The following is a 22556-nucleotide window of genomic DNA, read 5'->3' as shown; positions in this document are numbered from 1 at the left end:
AGATGAAAGTCTCTGTGCTGGCCATGGCCAGTGCGCTGCTGGCCTCGGGTTGTGCGGTGGACACACGACCGGCAGACATGACCGTGCCGGCGCTGCCCGCTCAGTGGGTGGCGGCCGGCCTGGCGACAGGTGCGGCGGGCGCTGTCCAGGAGGACTGGTGGCGAAGCTTCGGCAGCGCCGAACTGGACGCACTGGTCGAACGTGCCCGGGCGCAAAGCCACGACCTGGCGGCGGCGGTGGCCCGGGTGGGGCAGGCCGAAGCGGTGGCACGGGCGGCGGGTGCGGCGTCATGGCCGGCCCTGACGGGCCAATTGAACGCCAGCCGCGAAGGCCGGATCGATGGCCACGCCAGTGTGGCGGGAACGGCCTATGGGACCGGGCTCGCGGCCAGCTACGAAATCGATTTCTGGGGCCGTCAGCGGGCCGATCGCGAGGGTGCGAGCGCCAGCCTGCAAGCGAGCGTGTTCGACCGCGACACGGTGCGCTTGAGCGTGACGGCGGGCGTGGCCAATGCCTGGCTGGAGGCCGTTTCCCTGCGCGAGCGGGCGGCCATCGGCGAGCGCCAGTGGCGCGGTGCCGAGCGCCTGCTGGCGCTGGTGGAATCGCGGGTCCGCGCCGGCGCGGCACTGCCGTTGGAGCAGGCCCAGCAGCGCGGCCTGGTGGCGGCACAGCGGCGCAGCGTCGAAGCGCTGCGACAGGCATCGCAGGCCGCCGAGACGGCGGTGGCGCTGCTGATCGGACAGGCCGGCGGTGTGGCCATCGGGACCGCGTCGCTGGCCGCGCTGCGGGTGCCGTCCATCGATGCCGGCTTGCCGGCCGAGCTGCTGGTGCGCCGTCCGGACATCGCCCGCGCAGAGGCCCGACTGGTGGCCGCGCAGGCCGATGTGGCAGCCGCCCGGGCGGCCCTGTTGCCCAGCGTGACCCTGAGCGCGGGCATAAGCTCGGGCGGTGAGCGTCTGCGGCACGTGTGGGACAACCCCGTCTATGCCCTGGCCGTTGGCCTGGCGGCCCCGATCTTTGATGCCGGCCGTCTGGCCGCCAGCCGCGACCAGGCCCTGGCCCAGCGCGAAGAACTGCTGGCCGGCTACCGCGCGGCCATCGTCGCCGCGTTTGGCGACACGGCGAACGCGCTCAATACCCTGGCCGGCGTGGACGCGCAAGCCCGTGCGCAGGCCGATGAACTGGCCGAAGCGCAGCGCGCGCTCACGCTGGCCGAGAGCCGGTACCGCGCGGGCGCCGACACCTTGCTGACCCTGATCGATGCCCAGCGCACGCTGTATGCCGCTCAGGACGTGGCGGCACAGCTGCGGGCGCAGCGCCTGCAGGCCTCGGTGGCGCTGTACAAGGCGCTGGGCGGCGGCTGGAGCCGGGGCGCCAGCACCGTGACCGCCGCGCGGGCCACCGCCCCCACAGGAGTTTCTCCATGAGTTCTGCGTTGTCTCTGTCGCCGACGGTACCCCGCTGGAAGGACGGCGGCCCCACGTTGTTGGCTGTGACCGGGGTGCACGCGGCCCTGCTGGCCGCCGTGCTGGTGGGCCTGAGCGAGCCGGCCCCCGACCCCGTGACGCCACCCACGCTGTCGGGCGTGCTGGTGGTCGAAGCCCCGGAGCAGGTGGCGCCGCCCGAACCCCAGCCCGTCGTGCAGCCCCGGCCGCAGCCAGCCCCCCGTCCTCGGCCTGCGCCACCGGTGAAAGCGCCCGCCACAGAGCGGTCGATCACCGCGCCGGAGGCGCCGCCAGAACCCGTGCAGCCCGTACCGGTGGCCAGTCTGCCCGCACCGCCTGCGCCTGCCGCTGTGGCGCCTGTGGCCGAACCCGTCGCGGCCCCCGCTGTCGCGCCGCCCATCGCCAATGCCAGCCACCTGAACAACCCGGCGCCGGTCTACCCGTCACTTTCCCGCCGGCGTGGCGAGCAGGGCACGGTGCATCTTGACCTGCTGGTGCTGGCCGACGGCACTGTCGGCGACATCGGTCTGAAACGATCCAGCGGTTTTGCCGCGCTCGATCAGTCGGCACTCAAAGCGGTGGCTCGCTGGCGCTTTGTGCCAGCCAGCCAGGGGGGCGTGCCGCTCGACTGGCGCTATGTGTTGCCGGTGACCTTCGACCTCAAGCGCTGAACGGTTTTCGCGCTTTCTGTTTCTTTCCATCCATTCGACTTCAAGGACTTACCCATGGATGCCAATACCTCACCCTACGGCCTGGCCGCGCTCTGGAGCCAGGGCGATCTGGTGATCAAGACCGTTGCCGTCATGCTGCTGATCATGTCCATCGCCTCCTGGTGGTTGATCATCACGCGCAGCTGGCGGCTGATGAAGCTGCGCCGTGCCGCCAAGGCGGCCGCGGCCTTCTGGCACACCAAGAGCTTTGCCGAAGGCTTGCAGGCCTTGCAGGCACCCGGCACCCCGGCGCCCGAACTCAACCCCTTCCGCCACGTTGCGCTGGAGGGCCAGGCCGCCGTGGCCCACCACGCGGGCAACCAGGAGGACCTGCACGGCCAGTTGAGCCTGGCCGAGTGGGCCGCCGATGCGCTGCGTGGGGCCATTGATGACAGCGCCGAACGCCTGCGCTCGGGCTTGTCGATCCTGGCGTCGGTGGGGTCTACCGCGCCCTTCATCGGCCTGTTCGGCACGGTCTGGGGCATCTATCACGCGCTGGTGGGCATCGGCACGTCGGGCCAGGCCAGCATTGACCAGGTGGCAGGCCCCGTGGGTGAAGCGCTGATCATGACCGCCTTCGGCCTGGCCGTGGCGATTCCCGCCGTGCTGGGCTACAACGCGCTCAACCGCGGCAACCGCTCGCTGACGGGGCAGCTCAAGCGCTTTGCGCGCCAGTTGCATGCCTATTTCCTCACCGGCTCGCCGGTCACCCGCGCCGCGTCGGGCTCCGCAGGCCACGGCGCGGAATCCGCCCCCCAACCACCGGCTCGCCCGGCCGTGCGCGCCGGCACGGCGGTCAACGGATCGCTGGCGGCACAGGGGCGCTGACATGGCTTCGGCGATCAACGACTTCGACGACGGCGACGATGCCGATGTCAGCGACATCAACATGACCCCGCTGGTCGACGTGATGCTGGTGCTGCTCATCATCTTCATCATCACCGTGCCGGTGCTCACCCACTCGGTGAAACTCGACCTGCCGCGCGCGCAGGCCGAGGTGAACCGGGTGGAGCCGCAGACGGTGACGATCTCTGTCGATGCGCAGGGCCTGGCCCACTGGGACGAGGTGGCCGTGAGCGAGGCCGAGCTGGCGTCGCGGTTGCAGGCCGCGGCGCAGCAGCAGCCCCAGCCCGAGCTGCACATCCGGGGCGACCGCAAGGCCGAGTACGAATCGGTGCTGCAGGTCATGGCCGCCGCGCAGCGCGCCGGGGTGCTCAAGCTGGGCTTCGTGACCGAGCCAGGCGCGGTGTCGGGACCCTGATGCCTGCCGGGTGTGCGGGCATCCGGCGTCAGACCCGCTCGATGACCAGCGCAATGCCCTGCCCGACCCCGATGCACATGGTGCACAGCGCGTAGCGCCCGCCCGTGGTGTGCAGCCGGTTGACCGCCGTGGTCGCCAGCCGCGCGCCGCTGGCCCCCAGCGGGTGCCCCAGCGCGATGGCACCGCCCCAGGCGTTGACCCGCTCATCGTCGTCCGCCAGCCCCAGCAGGCGCAGCACCGCCAGCCCTTGCGCCGCAAAGGCTTCGTTGAGTTCGATGACGTCCATCTGCGCCAGGGACAGCCCGGTCAGCGCCAGCACCTTTTCGGTCGCCGGTGCCGGGCCGATGCCCATCACACGCGGGGCCACCCCGGCCGTGGCCATGCCCACGACCCGGGCCCTGGGCGTCAGGCCGTAGCGGGCGGCCGTGGCTTCATCGGCCAGCAGCAGCGCGCAGGCGCCGTCGTTGACGCCGCTGGCGTTGCCCGCGGTCACCGTGCCGTCGGGGCGGACCACGCCTTTGAGCGCTGCCAGCTTGTCCAGGCTGGTCTCGCGCGGGTGTTCGTCGGTGTCCACCACGAGGGCCTCGCCCTTTTTCTGGGGGATGGTGACGGGCGTGATCTCGCGCGCCAGATGGCCGGCCTTCTGGGCGGCCACGGCTTTGAGCTGGCTGGCCAGGGCCATGCGGTCCTGGGCTTCGCGCTCGATCCGGTGGTCCGTGGCCACGTTCTCGGCCGTCTCGGGCATCGAATCGACGCCGTACTGGGCTTTCATCAGCTTGTTGACGAAGCGCCAGCCGATGGTGGTGTCGTAGACCGCGTTGGCGCGGCTGAAGGCGGCCTCGGCCTTGGGCATGACGAAGGGGGCGCGGCTCATGCTTTCGACACCGCCGGCGATCATGAGGCCGGCTTCACCGGCCTTGATGGCGCGCGCGGCGGTGCCCACGGCATCCAGGCCGGAGCCGCACAGGCGGTTGACGGTGGCGCCGGGCACCTGCAGCGGCAGGCCGGCGAGCAGCGCGCTCATGCGCGCGACGTTGCGGTTGTCTTCGCCGGCCTGGTTGGCACAGCCGTAGATGACGTCGCTCAGGGCGGCCCAGTCCACGCCGGGGTTGCGGGCCATGAGGGCTTTGAGCGGGATGGCGCCGAGGTCGTCGGTGCGCACGCTGCTGAGGGCGCCGCCGTAGCGGCCGAAGGGGGTGCGGATCGCGTCGCAGATGAAGGCTGGGGGCATGGTCGGGTCCGGGATCGGTCGAAGGCGGTGATCAGGAGGGACTGCAGGTGCCCGACGCGAACATGTCGAGCAGCAGGGCATGGGTGGCGTCGGGCCGTTCGTACTGCACCCAGTGGCCGGCATCGGGCAGGATGTGCAGGCGCCGTTCGGGCCGGCCTTGCAGCAGGGTCGGGCCGATCTGCTGGGGGCGCCCGGTGACGTCGTGTTCGCCCCAGAGCAGCAGCAGGGCGCCGCGGTAAGGGGTGAGGATGTCGGCCAGTTGTGCGTCGCGCGAGATGGCTTTGCTGCGAAAGCGCGTGGCGCGCGAGGCGTCGGCGTGCAATACCAGGGCATGCGCGTCGATGCGCGCGCGGTCGTGCAGCATCAGCAGGGCCAGGTTGTCGGCATGCGCCTGCCAGCGCTCAGCGCCGGCCAGTCTGCGCCAGTTGATCAGTTCGATGGTCCGCGGGCGCTCGCCGCCGTGGCCGGCGGTGCCCAGCAAGGCCAGGTGCCCCACACGGCCCATCGCCGGGCCGCAGGCCCATTGGGCGGCCACCAGACCCCCGAACGAGAAGCCGGCGAGGTCAAAGCGGGTGTGCGTGCCGATGAGCTGGCGCAGCCCCTGTTCGAGCGCCGCCACCAGGCGGACCATGCGGTCGGGGGCATGCGGAGGGCCGGGGAGGGTGTCGGAGTCGCCGAAGCCAGGCATGTCCGGCACCCAGACGCTGCGCCCGGCGGCGGCCAGGGCTTCGATATTGCGGGCCCAGTGCGTCCACGCGCCGTGACCGCCGTGCAGCAGCACCAGCGCGGGGGCGTCCGGCGGGCCCCAGTGGCGCCAGTGCAGGCGGGTGCCAGCCTCTCCGGTGGTGACGTGCGACTGGCCGTTCGCTGCCAGGGCGCGCAGCCCGCGCCGCGCCGCGACGAGGTGGCGGGCTGCGCAGGGGCCCTGTGCGTCGCTCATGCCTGGTAGATCAGTGCGTCGACTGCGGTCACGCCCTGGCCTTCCGGCAGGATCAGCAGCGGATTGACCTCGGCTTCCACCACGCGCAAAGCGGGCTGCAAGGCCAGTTGCGACAACGCGCTGACGGTGCGCGCCAGCGCTTCGAGGTCGCCGCGCGGCTTGCCGCGCAAGCCGGTGAGCGGCTTGAGGGCGTTGACCTCGGTGACCATCTCGCGCGCCGTCTCCACCGTCACGGGGGCCAGCCGGATGCTGCGGTCCTTGGCGATCTCGGCCCAGATGCCGCCGGCGGCCAGCATGATGATGGGGCCGGCTTCCGGGTCGACGCGGTAGCCCACCAGCACCTCGCCCAGCCCCTTTTGCATGGGCTGCACCAGCACCTCGTCGCAGGCCACACCGGGCGCCTTGTCGTCCAGATGCTGGCGCAGGGTGGTCATGGCCGCAGCGAGTGCCTGCTCGTCCTGCAGGTTGAGCAGCACACCGCCCACCTCGGTCTTGTGCGGGATCTCGGCCGAGCAGACCTTGGCCACGACCGGGAAGCCGAAGGGCAGCGGGGCGGGTGTGCCGGTGTCGTCGAAACGGCGCAGCGCGGCGGGGGCGTGTGGCACGCCGATCTGGTCGAGGATGCCGTAGGCCTGGGCTTCGCTGAGCGTGCGCACCTGGTCCGGCGTGTCTGCGGGCAGGGCCTGTGCCGGCGGGCCGGGCTGGCGGCGCGCGAACACCGCCGCGATGGCATCGGCACAGGCTTCGGGTGTGCGGAAGCAGGGCACGCCCGCGGCCGTGAGCGAGGCCAGGGCTTCGGGTGCATCGGGCACCAGCATGGCGGCCAGCGGCTTGGCGTGGCGGGCGCATTCGATGATGGGCTTGACCGCCAGATGCGGCTGGAAGCGCGCGGAAGAACCGACCACCGCGAGCACGAGATCGAATTCGGGCGCTGCGAGCAGGATGTCCAGCGCGGCCTTCATGGTTTCGTATTTGGTCCCGGCCAGGGTCAGGTCCAGCACGCGCCCGGGGGTGCAGGGCAGGCCGGCCTGATCGAGCAGCGCCAGGGTCTGCGCCGACGGCGGCTCAACCACCACGTCGCGCACACCGAGCTGGTCCACCGCCATCGCGGCGCCGCCACCCGTGGTGGTGACCACACCGACGCGTTTCGGTGCACTCTCCAGCGGAATGCGGCGCGCCAGCGGGAAGGTTTCCAGCAAGGCCTCGAGGATGCCTACGCGCGCGATGCCCAGGTCTTTGAAGAAGGCGTCGGCGATGTCGTCTTCGCCCGCGATGGCGCCGGTGTGCGTGGTGGCCATCTCGGCCGCGGCGGCGGATCGGCCCAGCTTGTAGGCGATCACCGGTTTGCCTGCGCGCCGTGCCGCGCGCGCGAAGGCCTGCAGCTCGGCGCCGTGGCGCAGGCTTTCGAGGAACAGCAGATAGCCCTCGATGTCGGGATCATCGAGCGTGGCCATGCAGATCTCGCCGATGCTCAGGTCGACTTCGTTGCCGACCGACACCAGGCCCGCAAACCCGACGCCCCGGGCCTTGCCGCGCGAGACCAGCGAACCGATCATGCTGCCGCTGTGCGAGGCCACCAGCACCTTGCCCACCGGCAGATCGGGCTCGGCGAACGCGGCGTTGGCGGTGAGCATCAGGCCGTTGCGCGGGTTCACCACCCCCAGGCTGCTGGGGCCGAGCAGGCGCAGGCCGGAGGCGGCGCAGAGGTCCCGCAGTGCCTGTTCGCGCGCCAGTCCCTCGGCGCCAGCCTCGGAAAATCCGGAAGCCAGCACGGTGATGGCCTTGACGCCGAGGCGGGCGCATTCGCGTGCCGCCTCGACCACGCTGCTGGTGGGCGAGAGCACGAACACGTGTTCAGGAACCTCTGGCAACGCCGCCAGCGAGGCCCAGGCTCGCTCGCCCTGCACGGTGGTGCGGTTTGGGTTGATGGGGTAGATCGCGCCGGCGAAGCCGCTGCGGCGCAGGTACTGCAGCGGGCGGCCACTGGTTTTCGAGGTGTCGTCGGACACGCCGACCAGGGCCACGCTGGTGGGGTTGAGCAGGGCCGAGGCCAGGGCGGCGCCGGTGGAAGGCTGGTTCATGCGTCTCGGTTTTCGGGAGTCGGGTCGGGCCCGGCCCGCAATGGGTACCGCGGGCCGGGAGGGCAGGGGCTGCGTGGCGCGAGTCAGTTCGCCGCTGGCGGGCGCTGCGAGAAGGTGCGGCCGAACACGCCTTCGGCGATGCGGTTCTTGAGCACCTCGATGGAGCCGCCCGCGATCATCCAGCCCCGCGTGCGCCGCACGCAGTATTCCACCAGACATTCCTGGCTGAACCCGGTGCCGCCCATGACCTGCAGCGCTTCGTTGGACACGTCCCAGCCCGCCATGTTGCAGGCCAGTTTGGCCATGGCGGTGCTCTGGGCCGATGGCAGACCGTGTTCGCCTTCGAGCGCGGCACGGTACAGCAGCATCTGGGCCTGCTCCAGCTTCATCGCCATCTCGGCAAACTTCCACTGGATGCCCTGGAATTCGCACAGCTCGCGGCCGAACTGTTTGCGGGTGAGCGCGTGTTCGCGCGCCAGGTTGAAGGCGTGTCGGCCCAGCGCGAGCGCGCGCGAAGCATTGCCCAGGCGCTCCACGTTGAAGCCGGAGATCTGCTTCTTGAAGCCACCCGGGCCCAGCAGCAGGTTGGCCACCGGGATGCGGCAGTTGTCGAAATACAGCTGGGCCCACTGCTCGCCGTTCATGAAGGCCGACGGCTCGCCGATCTGGAAGCCCGGCGTGCCGCGTTCGACCAGCACCGATCCGATGCCGCCCACGCCGGGACCGAAGCGCACGTAGATCAGGAACAGCCCGGCCTCCGGGCTGTGGGTGGAAAACACCTTGCTGCCGTTGATGACGTAGTGGTCGCCGTCGAGGCGGGCGCTGGTCTTGAGCTCGGTCACGGCCGAGCCGGCGTCGGGCTCGCTCATGCCCAGCGAAATCAGCTTCTTGCCGGCCAGCAGGTCGGGCAGGAAACGCGCTTTCTGCTCCGCGGTCGCATATTCGACGAAGGTGCGGATCGGGCCGAAGTTGCCGGCCTGCACGATGTCGGCGCTGCGCGGGCAGACCAGGGCGATCTGCTCGATGGCCAGCACCGCGTGCATGAGCGTGCCGCCCTGGCCCTGGTCTTCTTCGGGGAAGGCGATGCCGAGCAGGCCCTGTTCGGCCAGCAACGCGGCTGTCTCCCAGGGGTAATGGGTGGCGTGGGCCCGGGCGAGCGCGCCGTCCTTGAGTTTGTCGTTGGCGAAACGGGCGACCGAATCGGCAAAAGCCCGGTGTTCCTCACTGAGTGTGAAATCCATGCACTGTCCTGTGTGGTGGGTTCGATGACGGGCGGATATTGCCCGCGCCGACCGGGCTTGAGAACTTCCGCTTTTGTCATGAGCCTGAACAAATTCTCATACCAGCGCCACAAATGTGAAGTGGTCAGCGCCGGGCGCTGCGGCCAAGATCGGCCCATGACCGCTGCCCAGACTTTCGCCGCCTACGCCGCTTCCCTGTGCCACGCACCACTTCCTGCCGAGGTGGTGCACCACGCCAAGCGTGCCATCGTCGACTGGTACGCCGCGCTGCTGCCCGGTGCCGTCGAGGCGCCGCCCACGCTGCTGGAGAAGGCGCTGCAAGAAGACCTGGACCGCGGGGGCGCGCGCCTGGCGCTGGGCCGGGCGGCCACGGTGCGCGCGGCGGCGCTGATCAACGGAACGGCGGCCCACACGGTGGAGGTGGACGACATCTACCGCGAGGCCATCTTCCACCCGGGGGCGCCGACCATCGCCGCCGCCCTGGCCCTGGCACAGGCGCGTGGCGCCACGGGCCTGCAGCTGATCCGCGGTGTGGTCGCGGGCTACGAGGTGTCAACCCGCATCGGCGCCGCCATGGGGCGCGACCACTACCGCCACTGGCACAACACCGGCACCGTTGGCACGTTCGGCGCGGCCTCGGCCGCCGCGACACTGCTGGGCCTGGACGCCACGCGGCACGCGCATGCGCTGTGTACCGGTGCCACCTTCGCTGCCGGCCTGCAGCAGGCCTTCCGCATGGACTCCATGTCCAAACCGCTGCACGCCGGCCACGCGGCCGAGGCGGGCGTGCTGGCCGCACTGGCGGCCGAACAGGGGGTGACCGGTTCGCTCGATGTGCTCGATGGCGAGGCCGGTCTGGGCCGCGCCATGAGCGGTGACGTCGACTGGGCGCAGGCGGTGGCCACGCTGGGGCGGGATTTCCACATCACCCGCATGACCTTCAAGAACCACGCCTGCTGCGGCCACACCTTCGCACCCATTGACGGGGCGCTGGAACTGCGCGCGCGCATGGGCGATGTGCGCTGGCAGACGTTGCAGCGAGTCGAGGTGGCGACCTATGGCCCGGCGCTGGCGGTGGCCGGCAACTTTCACCCGCGCACGGCGGCCGAGGCGCGGTTCAGCATTCCCTTCGTGGTGGCCACGGCGCTGATTCACGGCAGCGTGCGGCTGTCGGCGTTTTCGGACGAGCGCCTGAGCGATCCCGACGTCCGGGCCCTGATGGCGCGCATCCACCTGAGCGTCGATCCCGAAATCGACGGGCGCTTCCCGGGGCAGCGCGCCGCGCGCCTGCGCTTCACCACCGAAGACGGCCGCACGGGCAGCTACCTGCAGCCCACGCGCAAGGGTGATCCCGAGCAGCCACTGACGGACGACGAGTTGTCCGGCAAATTCCTCGAACTGGCGGTGCCCGTGGTGGGCAGCGAGCGTGCGGAGCGCTTGCTGAGCCACCTGTGGACGCTGGAGGCGCGCGCGCAACTGCTGGACCTTTGAGATGGCGGTGGTTTCGCCCGGCGAACCGCCGTCGCCACGCCCCGATCTGCGCTTCAAACTGTTCACCCTGCTGCTGGCCTGGGCGGCGGCCGAGCTGTGCCTGTGGCTGCGCATGCCGATCCCGTGGATGCTGGGCCCGTTGCTGGCCACCGCGCTGCTGACCCTGGGCGGCCTGCCAACCCGCAGCGATCTGCGCCTGCGCAATGCCGGGCAGTGGGTGATGGGCGCTTCGCTGGGCCTGTACTTCACACCGCAGATCGTGGCGCAACTGCTGGGTCTCTGGTGGGCGGTGGTGTCTTCGGTGGTTTGGGCGCTGCTGCTCGGGCTGTTGTACGGTCACTGGCTGTACCGTTCGTGCTCGGGGCGGTTGCCGGGTGTGGACGACGCCGCGCTGCGGCCCTCGGCCTACTACGCCGGCGCGATCGGCGCCGCTTCCGAAATGACGCTGCTGGCCGAGCGCGAGGGCGCGCGCACCGATCTGGTCGCGGCCTCGCACAGCCTGCGCATGCTGATCGTGGTGCTGGTCATGCCTTTCGGCATGTTGATGGCGAAATCGTGGTGGCACCTCGATGTGGTGGCGCTCTCACCCGGCCTCACGAAAACCGCCAGCGTGGTGGGTCTCGCGCTGCTGGCGCTGGCCACCGGGGCGGGCGCGTGGCTCATGCGCTGGCGCCGTTTGCCCAACCCGTGGTTCCTCGGCCCCTTGCTGGTGGCGATCGCACTGGCCGTCACCCAGACCGCCCCGTCCGCGGTGCCCGCCGTGCTGTCCAACCTGGCGCAGCTGTTCATCGGTGTGAGCCTGGGTGTGCGCTTCAGCCCGGCTTTTGTGCGCACGGCGCCGCACTGGCTGTGGCGCGTTGCCCTGGGCACGCTGGGTCTGCTGCTGGCCTGTGCGGTCTTCGGCGGCTTGCTGGCGCTGGTCAGTGGCCTGCACCCGGCGACCGCCATGTTGGGGACCGCGCCCGGAGGCATGACCGAGATGTCCATCACCGCCAAGGTGTTGCAACTGGGGGTGGCCGTGGTCACGGCCTTTCAGGTCACGCGGCTGGTGGCTGTGCTGGTGCTGGTGCAGCCCGTGTACCGCCATTGGGCACGCCGCCTGACCGTGCCGGCAGGGGCGGGCGAGGGCGGCGCATGACAGTCATGACCAAAGGTCATTCCTTGCGGACAAATTGTCGGTTGTCCGGATGTGTGCGCTATGGAGAATCCACTTCCGGAGATGAACCCATGAACCCTACCCATCCGAACGACCCGAGTGGCGACTGGCTGGCCTACCGCGGCCGCTATGTCAACGTCACCTTCCTGCTCAAGAAGGGCGAGGCCGAGTACCTCGTCACCATCCACGAAGGCCGCGTGGTGCGCGTCCAGCCTGGTCCGCACGTGATGCCGCGCTGGACTTTCGCCCTCGTGGCCGGCGACGACACCTGGCAGCGCTTCTGGGCACCCACGCCGCAACCGCGTTTCCACGACCTCATGGCCATGGTCAAGTTCAAGACGCTCAAGGTCGAAGGCGATCAGGCCATCTTCATGAGCAACCTGCTGTATTTCAAGGAGCTGGTGCGCCAGCTCGGGAGCCAGATCCATGCGCGCTAAGAAAGAGGCCGTGGTGGGCGGCTATGTCAACGTCGAGATTGCGGGCCGTGCCTGCCGTGTCTACTATGAAACTGCCGGCGCCGGCCAGCCGCTGCTGTGCCTGCACACCGCAGGCAGCGACAGCCGCCAGTACCGCGGACTGATGAACGATGAGGCCATCACCTCGCGCTTCCAGGTCATCTGCTTCGACATGCCCTACCACGGCAAGTCGTCGCCCCCGGCGGGATGGGAGACACACGAATACAAGCTCACCAGCGACCTCTACGTCGAGACCATCACGGCATTCATGGACGCGATGGAGATCCATCGGCCCATCACCCTCGGTTGCTCCATCGGCGGGCGCGTGGTGCTGCACCTGGCGCTGCGCTGCCCTGAGCGCTTCAAGGCGCTGATCGGCCTGCAGTCGGGTGCGCACGTCAATCCCTATTACGAACTTGACTGGCTGCACCGCCCGGACGTGCACGGCGGCGAGGTGTGTGCGGGCATCGTCTCGGGCCTGATCGGCCCGCACGCCGACAACCAGGACCGCTGGGAAACGCTGTGGCACTACATGCAGGGTGGTCCCGGCATCTTCAAAGGCGACCTGCACTTCTACAAAGGCGAGGGCGATCTGCGCGGCATGGTGCAGAAGATCGACGTGTCGAAGTGCCCGCTGTACCTGCTCACCGGCGAGTACGACTATTCGTGCACACCCGAGGACAGTGAAGATCTGGCGCGCCTCATTCCCGGCTCGCAGCTGCAGATCATGCCCGGCATCGGTCACTTTCCGATGAGCGAGGCGCCGGCCGCGTTCATCAGCCACCTGCTGCCCGTGCTGCAGCGCATCGAATCCCCGGAAATCCAGCCATGAAAGTCGGCTTCATCGGACTCGGTCGCATGGGCTTTGCCCTGGCGTCCCACCTTGTGCGCAACCAGGTGGACCTCACGGTCCACGACCTTCAGATAGCGCCGGTGGACAAGCTGGTCGCGCTCGGCGCCCGGCGTGCCCCGGATGTGCAGCAGCTCGCGGCGGACGTGGACGTGGTGTTCACCATGCTGCCCGGCCCGAAGCAGGCGCGCGAAGTGATCCTGGGCGCAGGCGGTGTGCTGGCCGGTTTGAAGGCCGGGGCCCACCTGGTGGAGTTGAGCACCATCGACACCGACACGGTCGACGAACTGGCGCGCGCCGCCAGCGAGCGCCGCGTGCACTTTGCCGACGCGCCGGTGGGCCGGCTGGCGGCGCATGCGGACCGGGGTGAATCGCTGTTCATGCTGGGGGCTGAAGAGGCCGATCGGGCCGTGCTCGAACCCCTGCTGCTCAAGATGGGGACCACGGTGCTGCACTGCGGTGCGCCGGGCGCGGGCACGCGCATGAAGCTCATCAACAACCTGATGGTGCTGTGCTACTGCCAGATCAATTCCGAAGCCCTGGTGCTGTCCAGCGCGCTCGGGCTGGACGTGCGCAAGACCTTCGAGGTGCTCACCGGCACCACGGCGTCCAACGGCCAGCTCAAGGAAAAGTGGCCGGTCAAGGTGCTCAAGGGCGACCTCACGCCCGGCTTCGACATCGCGCTGGGCTTCAAGGACCTCACGCTGGCTTGCCAGGCCGCGCAGTCGGCCGGGGTGTCACTGCCCATGGGCAACCTGGCGCGCAGCCTGTTCCAGCTCGCACGGCATGCGGGCAAGGACGGGCAGGACACCTCGTCCATGACCGATTTCTGGGCCGAGTCCAACGGCCTGGACCCAATCCGCCTGTAGCGGCGGGCCGCATTTTCCCGTTCCACACACAAACCCTGGAGACACACTCATGAAACGGATTGCCCTTACCCGGGTGGCGCTTGGCGCTGCCCTGCTGGCCGCGTCGATGGCCGCCCACGCGCAGGATGCCAAGGCGAAGATCTCGGACGGCATGGTCAAGATCGGCGTGCTGACCGACATCAACGGACCCTTCATGGACAACGTTGGCCGCGGCTCCATCGTCGCGACCGAAATCGCGGTCGAGGAGTTTGGCGGCAAGGTGCTGGGCTACCCGATCCAGGTCGTGAGTGCCGACCACCAGAACAAGGCCGACGTGGGCTCGGCCCGGGTGCGTGAATGGCTGGACCGCGACAAGGTCGACGCTGTGACCGAACTGGGCAGCAGCGCCGTGGCGCTGGCCGCGATGAAGATCGCGCAGGAGAAGAACCGCATCTCCATCGTCACCGGCGCGGGCGCCGTGCGCATCTCCAACGAGGACTGCACGCCGACCAACCTGCACTGGGTGTACGACACCTATTCGCTGGCCAAGGTGGGCACGCAGTCCATCGTGAAGAACGGTGCCAAGAGCTGGTACTACCTGACGGCCGACTACGCCTTCGGCCATTCGCTGGAGAACGACGGCAAGGCGTTCATCGAAGGTGCGGGCGGCAAGGTGCTGGGTTCTTCGCGCTATCCCTTCCCCGGCAACGACTTCTCTTCGTACATCCTGAAGGCGCAGGCCAGCAAGGCCGACGCTGTGGCGATCGCCACCGCCGGGCTGGACCTGCAGAACGCGATCAAGCAGGGCAAGGAATTCGGTCTGGTCGAGGGTGGCCAGCAGGCGGTGGCCATGTTGATGAGCATCGTCGACGTGCACGGCATCGGCCTCAAGGACTCGGGCGGCATGCTGTTCGCGGAATCGTTCTACTGGGATCTCGACGAGTCCTCGCGCGCCTTCGCACGCAAGTTCTTCGAAAAGACCAAGCGCATGCCCACCGCGCTGCAGGCCGGCCAGTACTCGGCCACGCTGCAGTACCTCAAGGCCATCGAGAAGGCCAAGTCGGACGACGTGGCCGACGTGATGAAGGCCATCAAGAGCATGCCGATCAACGACGCCTTCGCCAAAAATGGCAAGGTGCGCGAAGACGGCAAGATGGTTCACGACATGTACCTCGTGCGCGTGAAGAAGCCGGCCGAGTCCAAGTCGCCGTGGGACTACTACACGGTGCTGGAAACCGTGCCCGGCGACAAGGCTTTCCATCCGCTGGCCGAGAGCAAGTGCTCCCTGGTCAAGAAGTGACCTGATCTTCCTGGGCATTGCCGGCCGTTCGTGGCCGGGGTGCCCCGCGCCCCCATGCAACCAGACATCATCCTCGAGGCCCGCTCGCTGGGCAGGGACTTCAACGGCTTCACGGCCGTCGACAAGGTCTCCCTGGCGGTGCGCAAGGGCGACATCCACGCCATCATCGGCCCCAACGGTGCCGGGAAGACGACGTTCTTCAACCTGCTGACCAGCTTCATCAAGCCCTCGCGCGGCCAGGTGTTCCTGGACGGCGCGGAGATCACCGGCAAGTCGCCGGCCGAGATCGCGAACCTGGGCATGGTGCGCTCGTTCCAGATATCGGCGGTGTTCGGCCACCTCACGGTGCTGCAGAACGTGCGCATCGCGCTGCAAAAGCGCGACGGCGGTGCGCCCAACTTCTGGAGCGCCAACCGCCTGCTGGAGCGTTACAACGAGCGCGCCCTGGAGATCCTGCGGCTGGTGCGCCTGGACAGTGCCGCCGACCGGCTGGCGGTGGAAATCGCCTATGGGCAGAAGCGCGCGCTCGAACTGGCGACCACCATCGCGCTGGAGCCGCGCGTGATCCTGCTGGACGAGCCCACGCAGGGCATGGGCCACGAGGACGTGGAACACATCATGGCGCTGGTGAAGTCGTTCGCCGCGGGCCGCACCGTGGTGATGGTGGAGCACAACATGAAGGTGGTGGCGGGTATCAGCGACCGCATCACCGTGCTGGCACGCGGCAGCGAGCTGGCCAGCGGCACCTACGCGGAAGTCTCGGCCAACGAGGCCGTGATCGAGGCCTACATGGGCCGCAAGAAGCACAGGAGTCCGAATTGACGAGCAGCCCTCTCGCCCTTGAGGTGAAGCACCTCCAGGCATGGTACGGCGAGTCCCATGTGCTGCATGGCATCGACATCGAGGTTCGCCAGGGCGAATGCGTGTCGCTGCTGGGCCGCAACGGCGCCGGCCGCACCTCCACCCTGCGCGCGATCCTGGGCCTCACCAGCCAGCGGTCCGGCGAGGTGCGCATCCATGGCCGCGACGTGATGTCGCTGCCGACGCACCAGATCGCCCGCCTGGGCGTGGGCTACTGCCCGGAGGAGCGTGCCATCTACGCCTCGCTCAGTTGCGAGGAGAACCTGCTGCTGCCGCCGGTGCTCAAGCCGGGCGGCATGTCGCTGGACGAGATCTACGACCTGTTTCCCAACCTGAAGGAGCGCCGCAAGAGCCAGGGCACCCGACTCTCGGGCGGTGAACAGCAGATGCTGGCGATGGCGCGCATCCTGCGCACCGGGGCCGACATCCTGTTCCTGGACGAAATCTCCGAAGGGCTGGCCCCTGTGATCGTGGAGAAGCTGGGGCAGGTGATCGAGGCCCTCAAACAGCGCGGCTACACCATCGTGCTGGTGGAGCAGAACTTCGAGTTTGCGGCCGATCTGGCCGACCGGCTCTACGTGATCGAACACGGGGAGGTGGTCTCGCACCTGCCGGCTGCAGAGATCGCCTCGCAACAGGCAGCGCTCAAAGAGCTGCTGGGCATCTGAGGACCACCATGGAGTTTTTTGGACTGCCACTGCCCGTCGTCATGGGCCAGATCGTCGTCGGTCTGGTCAACGGGTCTTTCTACGCGATTCTCAGCCTCGGCCTGGCCGTGATCTTCGGCATGCTGAACATCGTCAACTTTGTGCATGGCGCGATCTACATGCTGGGTGCGCTGCTGGCCTGGCTGCTGCTGACCAAGCTGGGCGTGAGCTACTGGTGGTCGCTGCTGATCGTGCCGTTGCTCATCGGCGCTTTCGGGTGTGTGCTGGAGCGCACCATGCTGCGCCGGCTCTACCAGATCGATCACGTGTTCGGCATCCTGCTCACGCTGGGGCTGGCCTACATCATCGAAGGCCTGGCGCGCTACTGGTTTGGCGCTGCGGGCATGTCCTTCGACGCGCCCGAAGCATTCAGCGGGGCCTACAACCTGGGCTTCATGCGCCTGCCCAAGTACCGGGTGTGGGTGATCGTGGCGTCGCTGGTGGTGTGTTTTGCCACCTGGGCCATGATTGAAAAGACCAAGCTGGGTGCCTATCTGCGTGCCTCGACCGAGAACCCGGCCATCGCGCGCAGCTTCGGCATCAACGTCTCGGTGCTGGTCACGCTGACCTACGGTCTGGGCGTGGCGCTGGCCGGCTTTGCCGGCGTGCTGGCCGCGCCGATCTACCAGGTCAGCCCGATCATGGGGCACAGCCTGATCATCGTGGTGTTCGCCATCGTGGTCATCGGCGGCATGGGGTCGATCCTGGGTTCCATCATCACCGGCCTGTTCCTGGGGCTGGTCGAAGGCCTCACGCGCGCCTACTGGCCTGAAGCCTCCACCGTGGTCATCTTCGTCGTGATGATCCTGGTGCTGATCCTGCGGCCCTCGGGCCTGTTCGGTAAGGAGTGACCCGTGAACACGCAAGCCACTGAAAAGAAAATCACGGTCGCTGTGCTGCTGCTGGCCCTGGTGCTGCCGGTCTGGCTGTACCCGGTGCTGATGGCGCAACTGGCCTGCATGGCCCTGTTCGCCTGCTCGCTCAACCTGCTGTTCGGCTATGCCGGCCTGCTGTCGTTCGGCCACGCGGCGTTCTTCGGCATCGCCGCCTACGCCACCGGCTACATGACCAAGGCTTGGGGCTTCACGCCCGAGCTGGCGCTGCTGGGTGCGCTGCTGCTGGTGATGTTGGTGGCCTTTTGCACCGGCTCGCTGGCGATCCGGCGCAAGGGCATCTATTTCTCCATGATCACGCTGGCGCTGTCGCAACTGGTGTACTTCATCATCGTGGCCGCGCCTTTCAGCAACAACGAGGACGGCTACCAGGGCGTGCCGCGCGGGGCTTTCCTCGGCCTGCTCGACCTGGGCAACAACTACGTGTTGTATTACTTCGTGCTGGCGATCGTGGTGCTGACCTGGTGGGGCGTGCACCGCGTGGTCAACTCGCCCTATGGCGAGGTGCTCAAGGCGATCAAAGACAACGAACAGCGCGTCACCTCGCTGGGCTACAACGTCAACCGCTACAAGGTGCTGGCCTTCACGCTGTCGGCCGGTGTGGCGGCCATCGCTGGCGGGCTCAAGACCCTCGTGTTCGGGCTGGCGAGCCTGTCGGATGTGCACTGGCACCTCTCCACCGACGGCGTCATCATGATGATCCTGGGCGGCATCGGCTCGCTCATCGCGCCGGTTTTCGGCGCCACCATCCTGGTGCTGGTGCACCACCTGCTGTCGGGCGAGTTCGATGCGCTGGTGCCCGTCATCATGGGCGTCATCTTCGTCGCCTGCGTGCTGGCCTTCCGCGGAGGCGTTGTGCAGTATCTGCACACCCTGGTGCGCCTGCTCACGAGGCGCGCTCCATGACCGCGCCGTTCGAGGTCCTGGCCATCAAGTACGCGACCGTGGAGCGCGTGCGCCACAGCAACTTTCTGCACCCGGTCGATGGCGATCCCGACGCGCCCATGGCACTGGATTTTTTCGTCTGGCTGGTGGTGGGGCAGGGCAGCGTGACGTTGGTGGACACGGGCTTCAGTCCGGCGTCGGCACTGGTGCGTCAGCGCCAGTACCTGGTATCGCCGCTGGAATCCCTGCGCCGCCTGGGCCATGCCCCCGGCGATGTGAGCGACGTGGTGATCACCCACCTTCACTACGACCACGCCGGCAATCTCGGCGACTTTCCTTCGGCCCGCATCTGGGTGCAGGACCGGGAGGTGCGTTACGCAACGGGCGACTGCATGTGCGACCCGAAGCAGAACCACTTTTTTTCCACCGACGATGTCGGTCTGCTGATCAAGCGGCTGTACCGGGGCGATGTGCGCCTGGTCGACGGCTTTCACGAACTGCGTGAGGGCCTGGAGTTGCACCGCGTGGGCGGCCACACCGATGGCCTGCAGGTGGTGCGGGTATGGACTGCGCGCGGCTGGGTGGTGCTGGCGTCCGACGCTGCCCACTACCGCGAGAACCTCGTCAAAGAGAACCCTTTCCCCGCCATCTACAGCCTCGACGACATGTTGCAGGGCTATGCCCGCATCCGCGCGCTGGCCGACAGCGAAGACCACATCGTGCCCGGTCACGACCCCATGGTCTGCACGCTGTACCCAACGGCCGGCGTGCCGGGCGTGCACGCCTACCGCATCGCGTGACCCGGCCCGCGGTGGTCATCCGTTCCGCCATCACCATCAGGAGACATTTCATGCGCTTTTCCCACAAACGGGGCTTCCTCATCCGCGCGGTCGCGCTGGCCGGCGCACTGGCCACCGGCAGCGGGGCCTGGGCCCAGACGGCCAGCGACTGGCCGAACCGTGCCGTGACCATCGTTGTCGGTTTCACGGCCGGCGGCCCCACCGACGTGGTGGCCCGCATCCTGGCCGAGCAGCTCAGCGCACGTTTCAACCAGAGCTTCGTCGTCGACAACAAGGCCGGGGCGGGTGGTGGTGTGGCGGCCACGCTGGTGAAGAAGGCCGCTCCGGACGGCTACACGCTCATGTTCGGCAGCAGCGGCACCTTGTCCATCGCGCCCAATCTGCAAAAGAGCCTGGGCTACGACCCACTGCGCGATTTCACCGCCATCGGGCTTGTGGCGAGCTATCCGTATTTCCTCGTCGTGCCCGCCACCTCGACCATGGCCACGTTCGACGACTTCCTCAAGAAGGGCCGTGACCCGGCGTCCAACCTGACTTACGCTTCGGCCGGCAACGGCGCGGTGAACCACCTGGCCGGCGAATGGTTCAAGGCCGAGACCGGTGTGAAGTCGGTGCACGTGCCGTACCGGGGTGACTCCGCCGCGGTCACCGATCTGGTGGGCGGGCGGGTGGACTGGGCTTTCCTGGCCGGCGCCGCCGCGCTGCCGCAGGTGAAGGCCGGCAAGATGCGCATCCTGGCGTCGGCCAGCGCCACGCCCGGGCGTGGTGGCGAAGGCATCCTCACGCTGGGTGAGTCGCGCTACAAGGGTTTTGCGGCCGAACCGTGGAACGGCCTGATGGCGCCGGCTGGCCTGCCGCAGCCCATCGTCGCCAAGCTCAACACCGCGATCAACGAAATCATGCACCGCAAGGACATCGTGGAAAAGCTGGCCGGCATGGAACAGTATCCGTTCACCGGCACGCCCCAGCAGTTCACGAACCACATCAAGGAACAGACGGAGCGCTGGGGCGCTGTGATCAAGGCGGCCGACATCAAGGTTGAGTGACGACATGCAGTATTCCCAGTTCATTGCGGGCGAGTTCCGCCAGGGGGCCTCGGCCACCCGTTTCACGGTCATCAACCCGGCCACTGGCCAGCCACTGGGCGATTACGCCCATGCCACGCGCGCCGATGTGGACGAGGCGGTGGCGGCCGCGGCCGAAGCCTTTCGCACCTGGCGCAAGACTTCGGCGCTCGAGCGCTCGGCGCTGCTGCGCCGTGTGGCCACCCTCATGCGCGAGCGCGGCCAGGCCATGGCCGAGCAGATTGCACGCGAACTCGGCAAGCCCTACGGCGAAGCGCAGAAAGAGGTGGTGACCGCCGCCGAGATGTTCGAGTGGGCCAGCGAAGAGGCGCGCCGCATTTACGGCCGCACCATTCCCGCACGCGGCGAAGGCATCACCCAGACGGTGGTGTGGGAGCCGGTGGGCCCCGTGGCGGCCTTCGCCGGGTGGAATGCGCCGGCCATCACGCCGTCGCGCAAGATCAGCGGCGCGCTGGCTGCGGGCTGCACCATCGTGATCAAACCGTCGGAGGAAACCGCTGGCGTGGCGCTGCTGATTGCCCGCGTGGTGCAGGACGCCGGCATCCCCGATGGGGTGGTGAACCTGGTGTTTGGCGACCCGGCCGAAATTGCCGACATGCTCTGCGCCGCACCGCAGATCGCGATGGTAACCTTCACCGGCGCCACTGCCATCGGCAAGATCATCGGCGCCAAGGCGGCGCAGACCATGAAGCGCGCCACGCTGGAGCTGGGGGGCCATGCGCCCGTGGTGGTGTGTGACGACGTCGACGTCGACCGCGTGGTCCGCATGGCGGTGGCCACCAAGTACCGCAATGCCGGCCAGGTGTGCACCTCGCCCACGCGTTTTCTCGTGCAGGCGCCCATCTACGCCGCGTTCTGCGAGAAGTTCGTGAAGGCGGCCGAGGCGGTGGTGGTGGGCGACCCGTTTGATGCCGCCACGCAGATGGGCCCGCTCAAGAACCAGCGCCGGCTTGATGCGATCGACCGCATGGTGCAGGACGCGCGCGAGCGCGGGCTGGCCGTGGCCACGGGTGGCGAACGCATCGGTCGCGAAGGCTTCTTCTACCGGCCCACGGTCATTCTGCAGCCCACGCTGGACAGTGATGTGGCGTCGATCGAGCCGTTCGGGCCGATCGCGCTGATCAGCCCGTTCGAGCAGCTGGACGACGCCATCGCAGAGGCCAACCGCCTGCCCTTTGGTCTGGCCGCGTACGCCTACACCAACCACCTGCAGCGCGCCCACCGCCTGGCCAACGAAATCGACAGCGGTGTGGTCTGTGTCAACGAATGGCAGGCCTCGTTGCCGGAGACGCCGTTTGGTGGCCACAAGGACAGCGGCCTTGGTTCCGAAGGCGGCATCGAGGGCGTGCAGGAGTTTCTGCGCATCAAGTGCGTGCGCCAGGGAGCCGCCTCGTGAGCGCCGCAGTGCTCGGTTTTGTCGGCGTCGGCGTGATGGGCGAGGGCATGTGCAGCAACTTGCTGCATAAGTCCGGCTGCCCGGTCCATGTGGCCGATCTCAACGCCGAAGCCGTGGCCCGCCTGGCGGCGCAGGGCGCGGTGGCGTCCAGCCTCGAAGGCCTGCGTCAGTCGGTGCACACGGTGTTCCTTTCGCTGCCCTCGATCGACCAGGTCGAGGCGGTGTGCTTGGGCACCGGCGGGCTGATTGTCGAGGGTGGCTCGATCCGCACCGTGGTCGACATGAGCACCAGCGACGTGCCCCGCACCCGCGCACTGGCCGCGAAGCTGGCCGAGCGGGGCGTGAATTTTCTGGATGCGCCGGTGGCGCGCAGCCGCGAGGCCGCCCGCAACGGCACGCTGCTGATCACCGTGGGCTGCGACGCCGCACTGTTCGAAGCGGTGGCGCCGCAGTTGCGCTGCATGGGCTCGGACGTGCTGCACTGCGGCGGCGTGGGTGCGGGCCAGGTGGTGAAGATCATGAACAACATGGTCCTGCTGTCCACCGTGCACGCGCTGGCCGAGGCCATGGCCATCGCGGAGGCTGCGGGCGTGGACAAGGCCCTGCTCGCGAACGTGCTGCGGCTCGGCTCTGCCGACTCCTTCGCCCTGCGCCTGACCGGCGAAAAATACCTTGCGCGCGACGACTTCCCGGAAAAGCTGTTCCCGACCGCTTATGCGCTGAAGGACCTGAAGCTGGCACTGGGCCTGGCGCACGCTTCGGGCATCCGACCCACGGTGGCCGAAGCCGCAGCCGACCTGCTGGGCCAGGCCGCCGACCAGGGCTACGCCATGAGTTACTACCCGGTGGTCTACCGGCTGATCCGGCCGAGCCCGCAGGCCTGAGCACCAGCGCCTGCCCGACGGTGCACCGCGCCGGCA

General features: G+C 68.5%; 22 protein-coding genes. 18 read left to right on the top strand and 4 right to left on the bottom strand.

All coding sequences use genetic code 11. The features are described 5' to 3' along the window. Positions 1–2: 2 nt before the first annotated feature. Genes L0977_RS21530 through L0977_RS21515 form a run of 4 tightly spaced genes read left to right on the top strand, consistent with a single transcriptional unit; the run spans position 3 to position 3416 of the window. Complete coding sequence (locus L0977_RS21530) at positions 3–1427, top strand: efflux transporter outer membrane subunit (RefSeq protein ID WP_234266933.1); 1425 nt, start codon at positions 3–5, stop codon at positions 1425–1427. Continuing rightward, complete coding sequence (locus L0977_RS21525) at positions 1424–2116, top strand: energy transducer TonB (protein ID WP_234266932.1); 693 nt, start codon at positions 1424–1426, stop codon at positions 2114–2116. The genes L0977_RS21530 and L0977_RS21525 overlap by 4 nt, the downstream gene beginning before the upstream one ends. Before the next feature lie 54 nt (positions 2117–2170). Next, entirely contained in the window at positions 2171–2983 is an 813-nt protein-coding gene (locus tag L0977_RS21520) for a MotA/TolQ/ExbB proton channel family protein (protein WP_234266931.1), read from the top strand. 1 nt (position 2984) lies between these two features. Beyond that, on the top strand, positions 2985–3416 hold the full coding sequence (locus tag L0977_RS21515) for an ExbD/TolR family protein (RefSeq protein ID WP_234266930.1): 432 nt from the start codon (positions 2985–2987) through the stop codon (positions 3414–3416). A gap of 28 nt (positions 3417–3444) precedes the next feature. Here L0977_RS21515 and pcaF read toward each other — a convergent pair whose 3' ends face one another. The 4 genes from pcaF to L0977_RS21495 form a co-directional block, all read right to left on the bottom strand. Further along, a complete protein-coding gene (gene pcaF / locus L0977_RS21510; protein ID WP_234266929.1) occupies positions 3445–4647 on the bottom strand; it encodes a 3-oxoadipyl-CoA thiolase in 1203 nt (400 codons plus the stop codon). Between the two features lie 31 nt (positions 4648–4678). Continuing rightward, on the bottom strand, positions 4679–5587 hold the full coding sequence (locus tag L0977_RS21505) for an alpha/beta fold hydrolase (RefSeq protein ID WP_234266928.1): 909 nt from the start codon (positions 5585–5587) through the stop codon (positions 4679–4681). Beyond that, on the bottom strand, positions 5584–7668 hold the full coding sequence (locus L0977_RS21500; RefSeq protein WP_234266927.1) for an acetate--CoA ligase family protein: 2085 nt from the start codon (positions 7666–7668) through the stop codon (positions 5584–5586). The genes L0977_RS21505 and L0977_RS21500 overlap by 4 nt, the downstream gene beginning before the upstream one ends. 83 nt (positions 7669–7751) lie before the next feature. After that, the gene (locus L0977_RS21495) at positions 7752–8909 is read right to left on the bottom strand and encodes an acyl-CoA dehydrogenase family protein (RefSeq protein WP_234266926.1); all 1158 of its coding nucleotides are present in this window, start codon (positions 8907–8909) and stop codon (positions 7752–7754) included. Positions 8910–9065: 156 nt separating this feature from the next. Here L0977_RS21495 and L0977_RS21490 point away from each other — a divergent pair, with 156 nt between their 5' ends. From L0977_RS21490 to L0977_RS21425, 14 genes are all read left to right on the top strand, one after another. After that, entirely contained in the window at positions 9066–10400 is a 1335-nt protein-coding gene (locus tag L0977_RS21490) for an MmgE/PrpD family protein (RefSeq protein ID WP_234266924.1), read from the top strand. 1 nt (position 10401) lies between these two features. Beyond that, positions 10402–11538, top strand: coding sequence for an AbrB family transcriptional regulator (locus L0977_RS21485; protein ID WP_234266922.1), 1137 nt, complete (start codon positions 10402–10404; stop codon positions 11536–11538). 89 nt (positions 11539–11627) lie between these two features. After that, positions 11628–11993: a hypothetical protein gene (locus L0977_RS21480; RefSeq protein ID WP_234266921.1), complete on the top strand. Its 366-nt coding sequence runs from the start codon at positions 11628–11630 to the stop codon at positions 11991–11993. Then, a complete protein-coding gene (locus L0977_RS21475) occupies positions 11983–12843 on the top strand; it encodes an alpha/beta fold hydrolase (protein WP_234266919.1) in 861 nt (286 codons plus the stop codon). The genes L0977_RS21480 and L0977_RS21475 overlap by 11 nt, the downstream gene beginning before the upstream one ends. Then, positions 12840–13730 carry an NAD(P)-dependent oxidoreductase gene (locus L0977_RS21470; RefSeq protein ID WP_234266918.1) on the top strand — a complete coding sequence of 297 codons (891 nt, stop codon included), beginning with the start codon at positions 12840–12842 and terminating at the stop codon, positions 13728–13730. The genes L0977_RS21475 and L0977_RS21470 overlap by 4 nt, the downstream gene beginning before the upstream one ends. 49 nt (positions 13731–13779) lie before the next feature. Next, positions 13780–15009, top strand: a complete 1230-nt coding sequence (locus L0977_RS21465; protein ID WP_234266917.1) for an ABC transporter substrate-binding protein — start codon at positions 13780–13782, stop codon at positions 15007–15009. 54 nt (positions 15010–15063) lie between these two features. Beyond that, complete coding sequence (locus L0977_RS21460) at positions 15064–15831, top strand: ABC transporter ATP-binding protein (RefSeq protein ID WP_234266916.1); 768 nt, start codon at positions 15064–15066, stop codon at positions 15829–15831. After that, a complete protein-coding gene (locus L0977_RS21455) occupies positions 15828–16538 on the top strand; it encodes an ABC transporter ATP-binding protein (protein ID WP_234266915.1) in 711 nt (236 codons plus the stop codon). The genes L0977_RS21460 and L0977_RS21455 overlap by 4 nt, the downstream gene beginning before the upstream one ends. Before the next feature lie 8 nt (positions 16539–16546). After that, the gene (locus tag L0977_RS21450) at positions 16547–17428 is read left to right on the top strand and encodes a branched-chain amino acid ABC transporter permease (RefSeq protein ID WP_234266914.1); all 882 of its coding nucleotides are present in this window, start codon (positions 16547–16549) and stop codon (positions 17426–17428) included. Between the two features lie 3 nt (positions 17429–17431). Then, positions 17432–18376: a branched-chain amino acid ABC transporter permease gene (locus tag L0977_RS21445; protein ID WP_234266913.1), complete on the top strand. Its 945-nt coding sequence runs from the start codon at positions 17432–17434 to the stop codon at positions 18374–18376. Further along, positions 18373–19155, top strand: a complete 783-nt coding sequence (locus tag L0977_RS21440) for an N-acyl homoserine lactonase family protein (RefSeq protein ID WP_234266912.1) — start codon at positions 18373–18375, stop codon at positions 19153–19155. Before L0977_RS21445 ends, L0977_RS21440 begins: the two co-directional genes overlap by 4 nt. Before the next feature lie 50 nt (positions 19156–19205). Continuing rightward, positions 19206–20201: a Bug family tripartite tricarboxylate transporter substrate binding protein gene (locus L0977_RS21435; RefSeq protein WP_234266911.1), complete on the top strand. Its 996-nt coding sequence runs from the start codon at positions 19206–19208 to the stop codon at positions 20199–20201. A 4-nt stretch (positions 20202–20205) separates the two neighbouring features. Continuing rightward, the gene (locus L0977_RS21430; protein WP_234266910.1) at positions 20206–21636 is read left to right on the top strand and encodes an NAD-dependent succinate-semialdehyde dehydrogenase; all 1431 of its coding nucleotides are present in this window, start codon (positions 20206–20208) and stop codon (positions 21634–21636) included. Next, entirely contained in the window at positions 21633–22520 is an 888-nt protein-coding gene (locus tag L0977_RS21425) for an NAD(P)-dependent oxidoreductase (RefSeq protein WP_326491097.1), read from the top strand. The genes L0977_RS21430 and L0977_RS21425 overlap by 4 nt, the downstream gene beginning before the upstream one ends. Positions 22521–22556: the final 36 nt, after the last annotated feature.

Origin of the sequence: Hydrogenophaga sp. NFH-34, assembly GCF_021401345.1 — a bacterium.
GTDB classification, from domain to species: Bacteria; Pseudomonadota; Gammaproteobacteria; order Burkholderiales; family Burkholderiaceae_C; genus Hydrogenophaga; species Hydrogenophaga electricum.
Note: the sequence above shows the minus strand (reverse complement) of the source record. Positions and strands in the feature narration are given on the sequence as shown.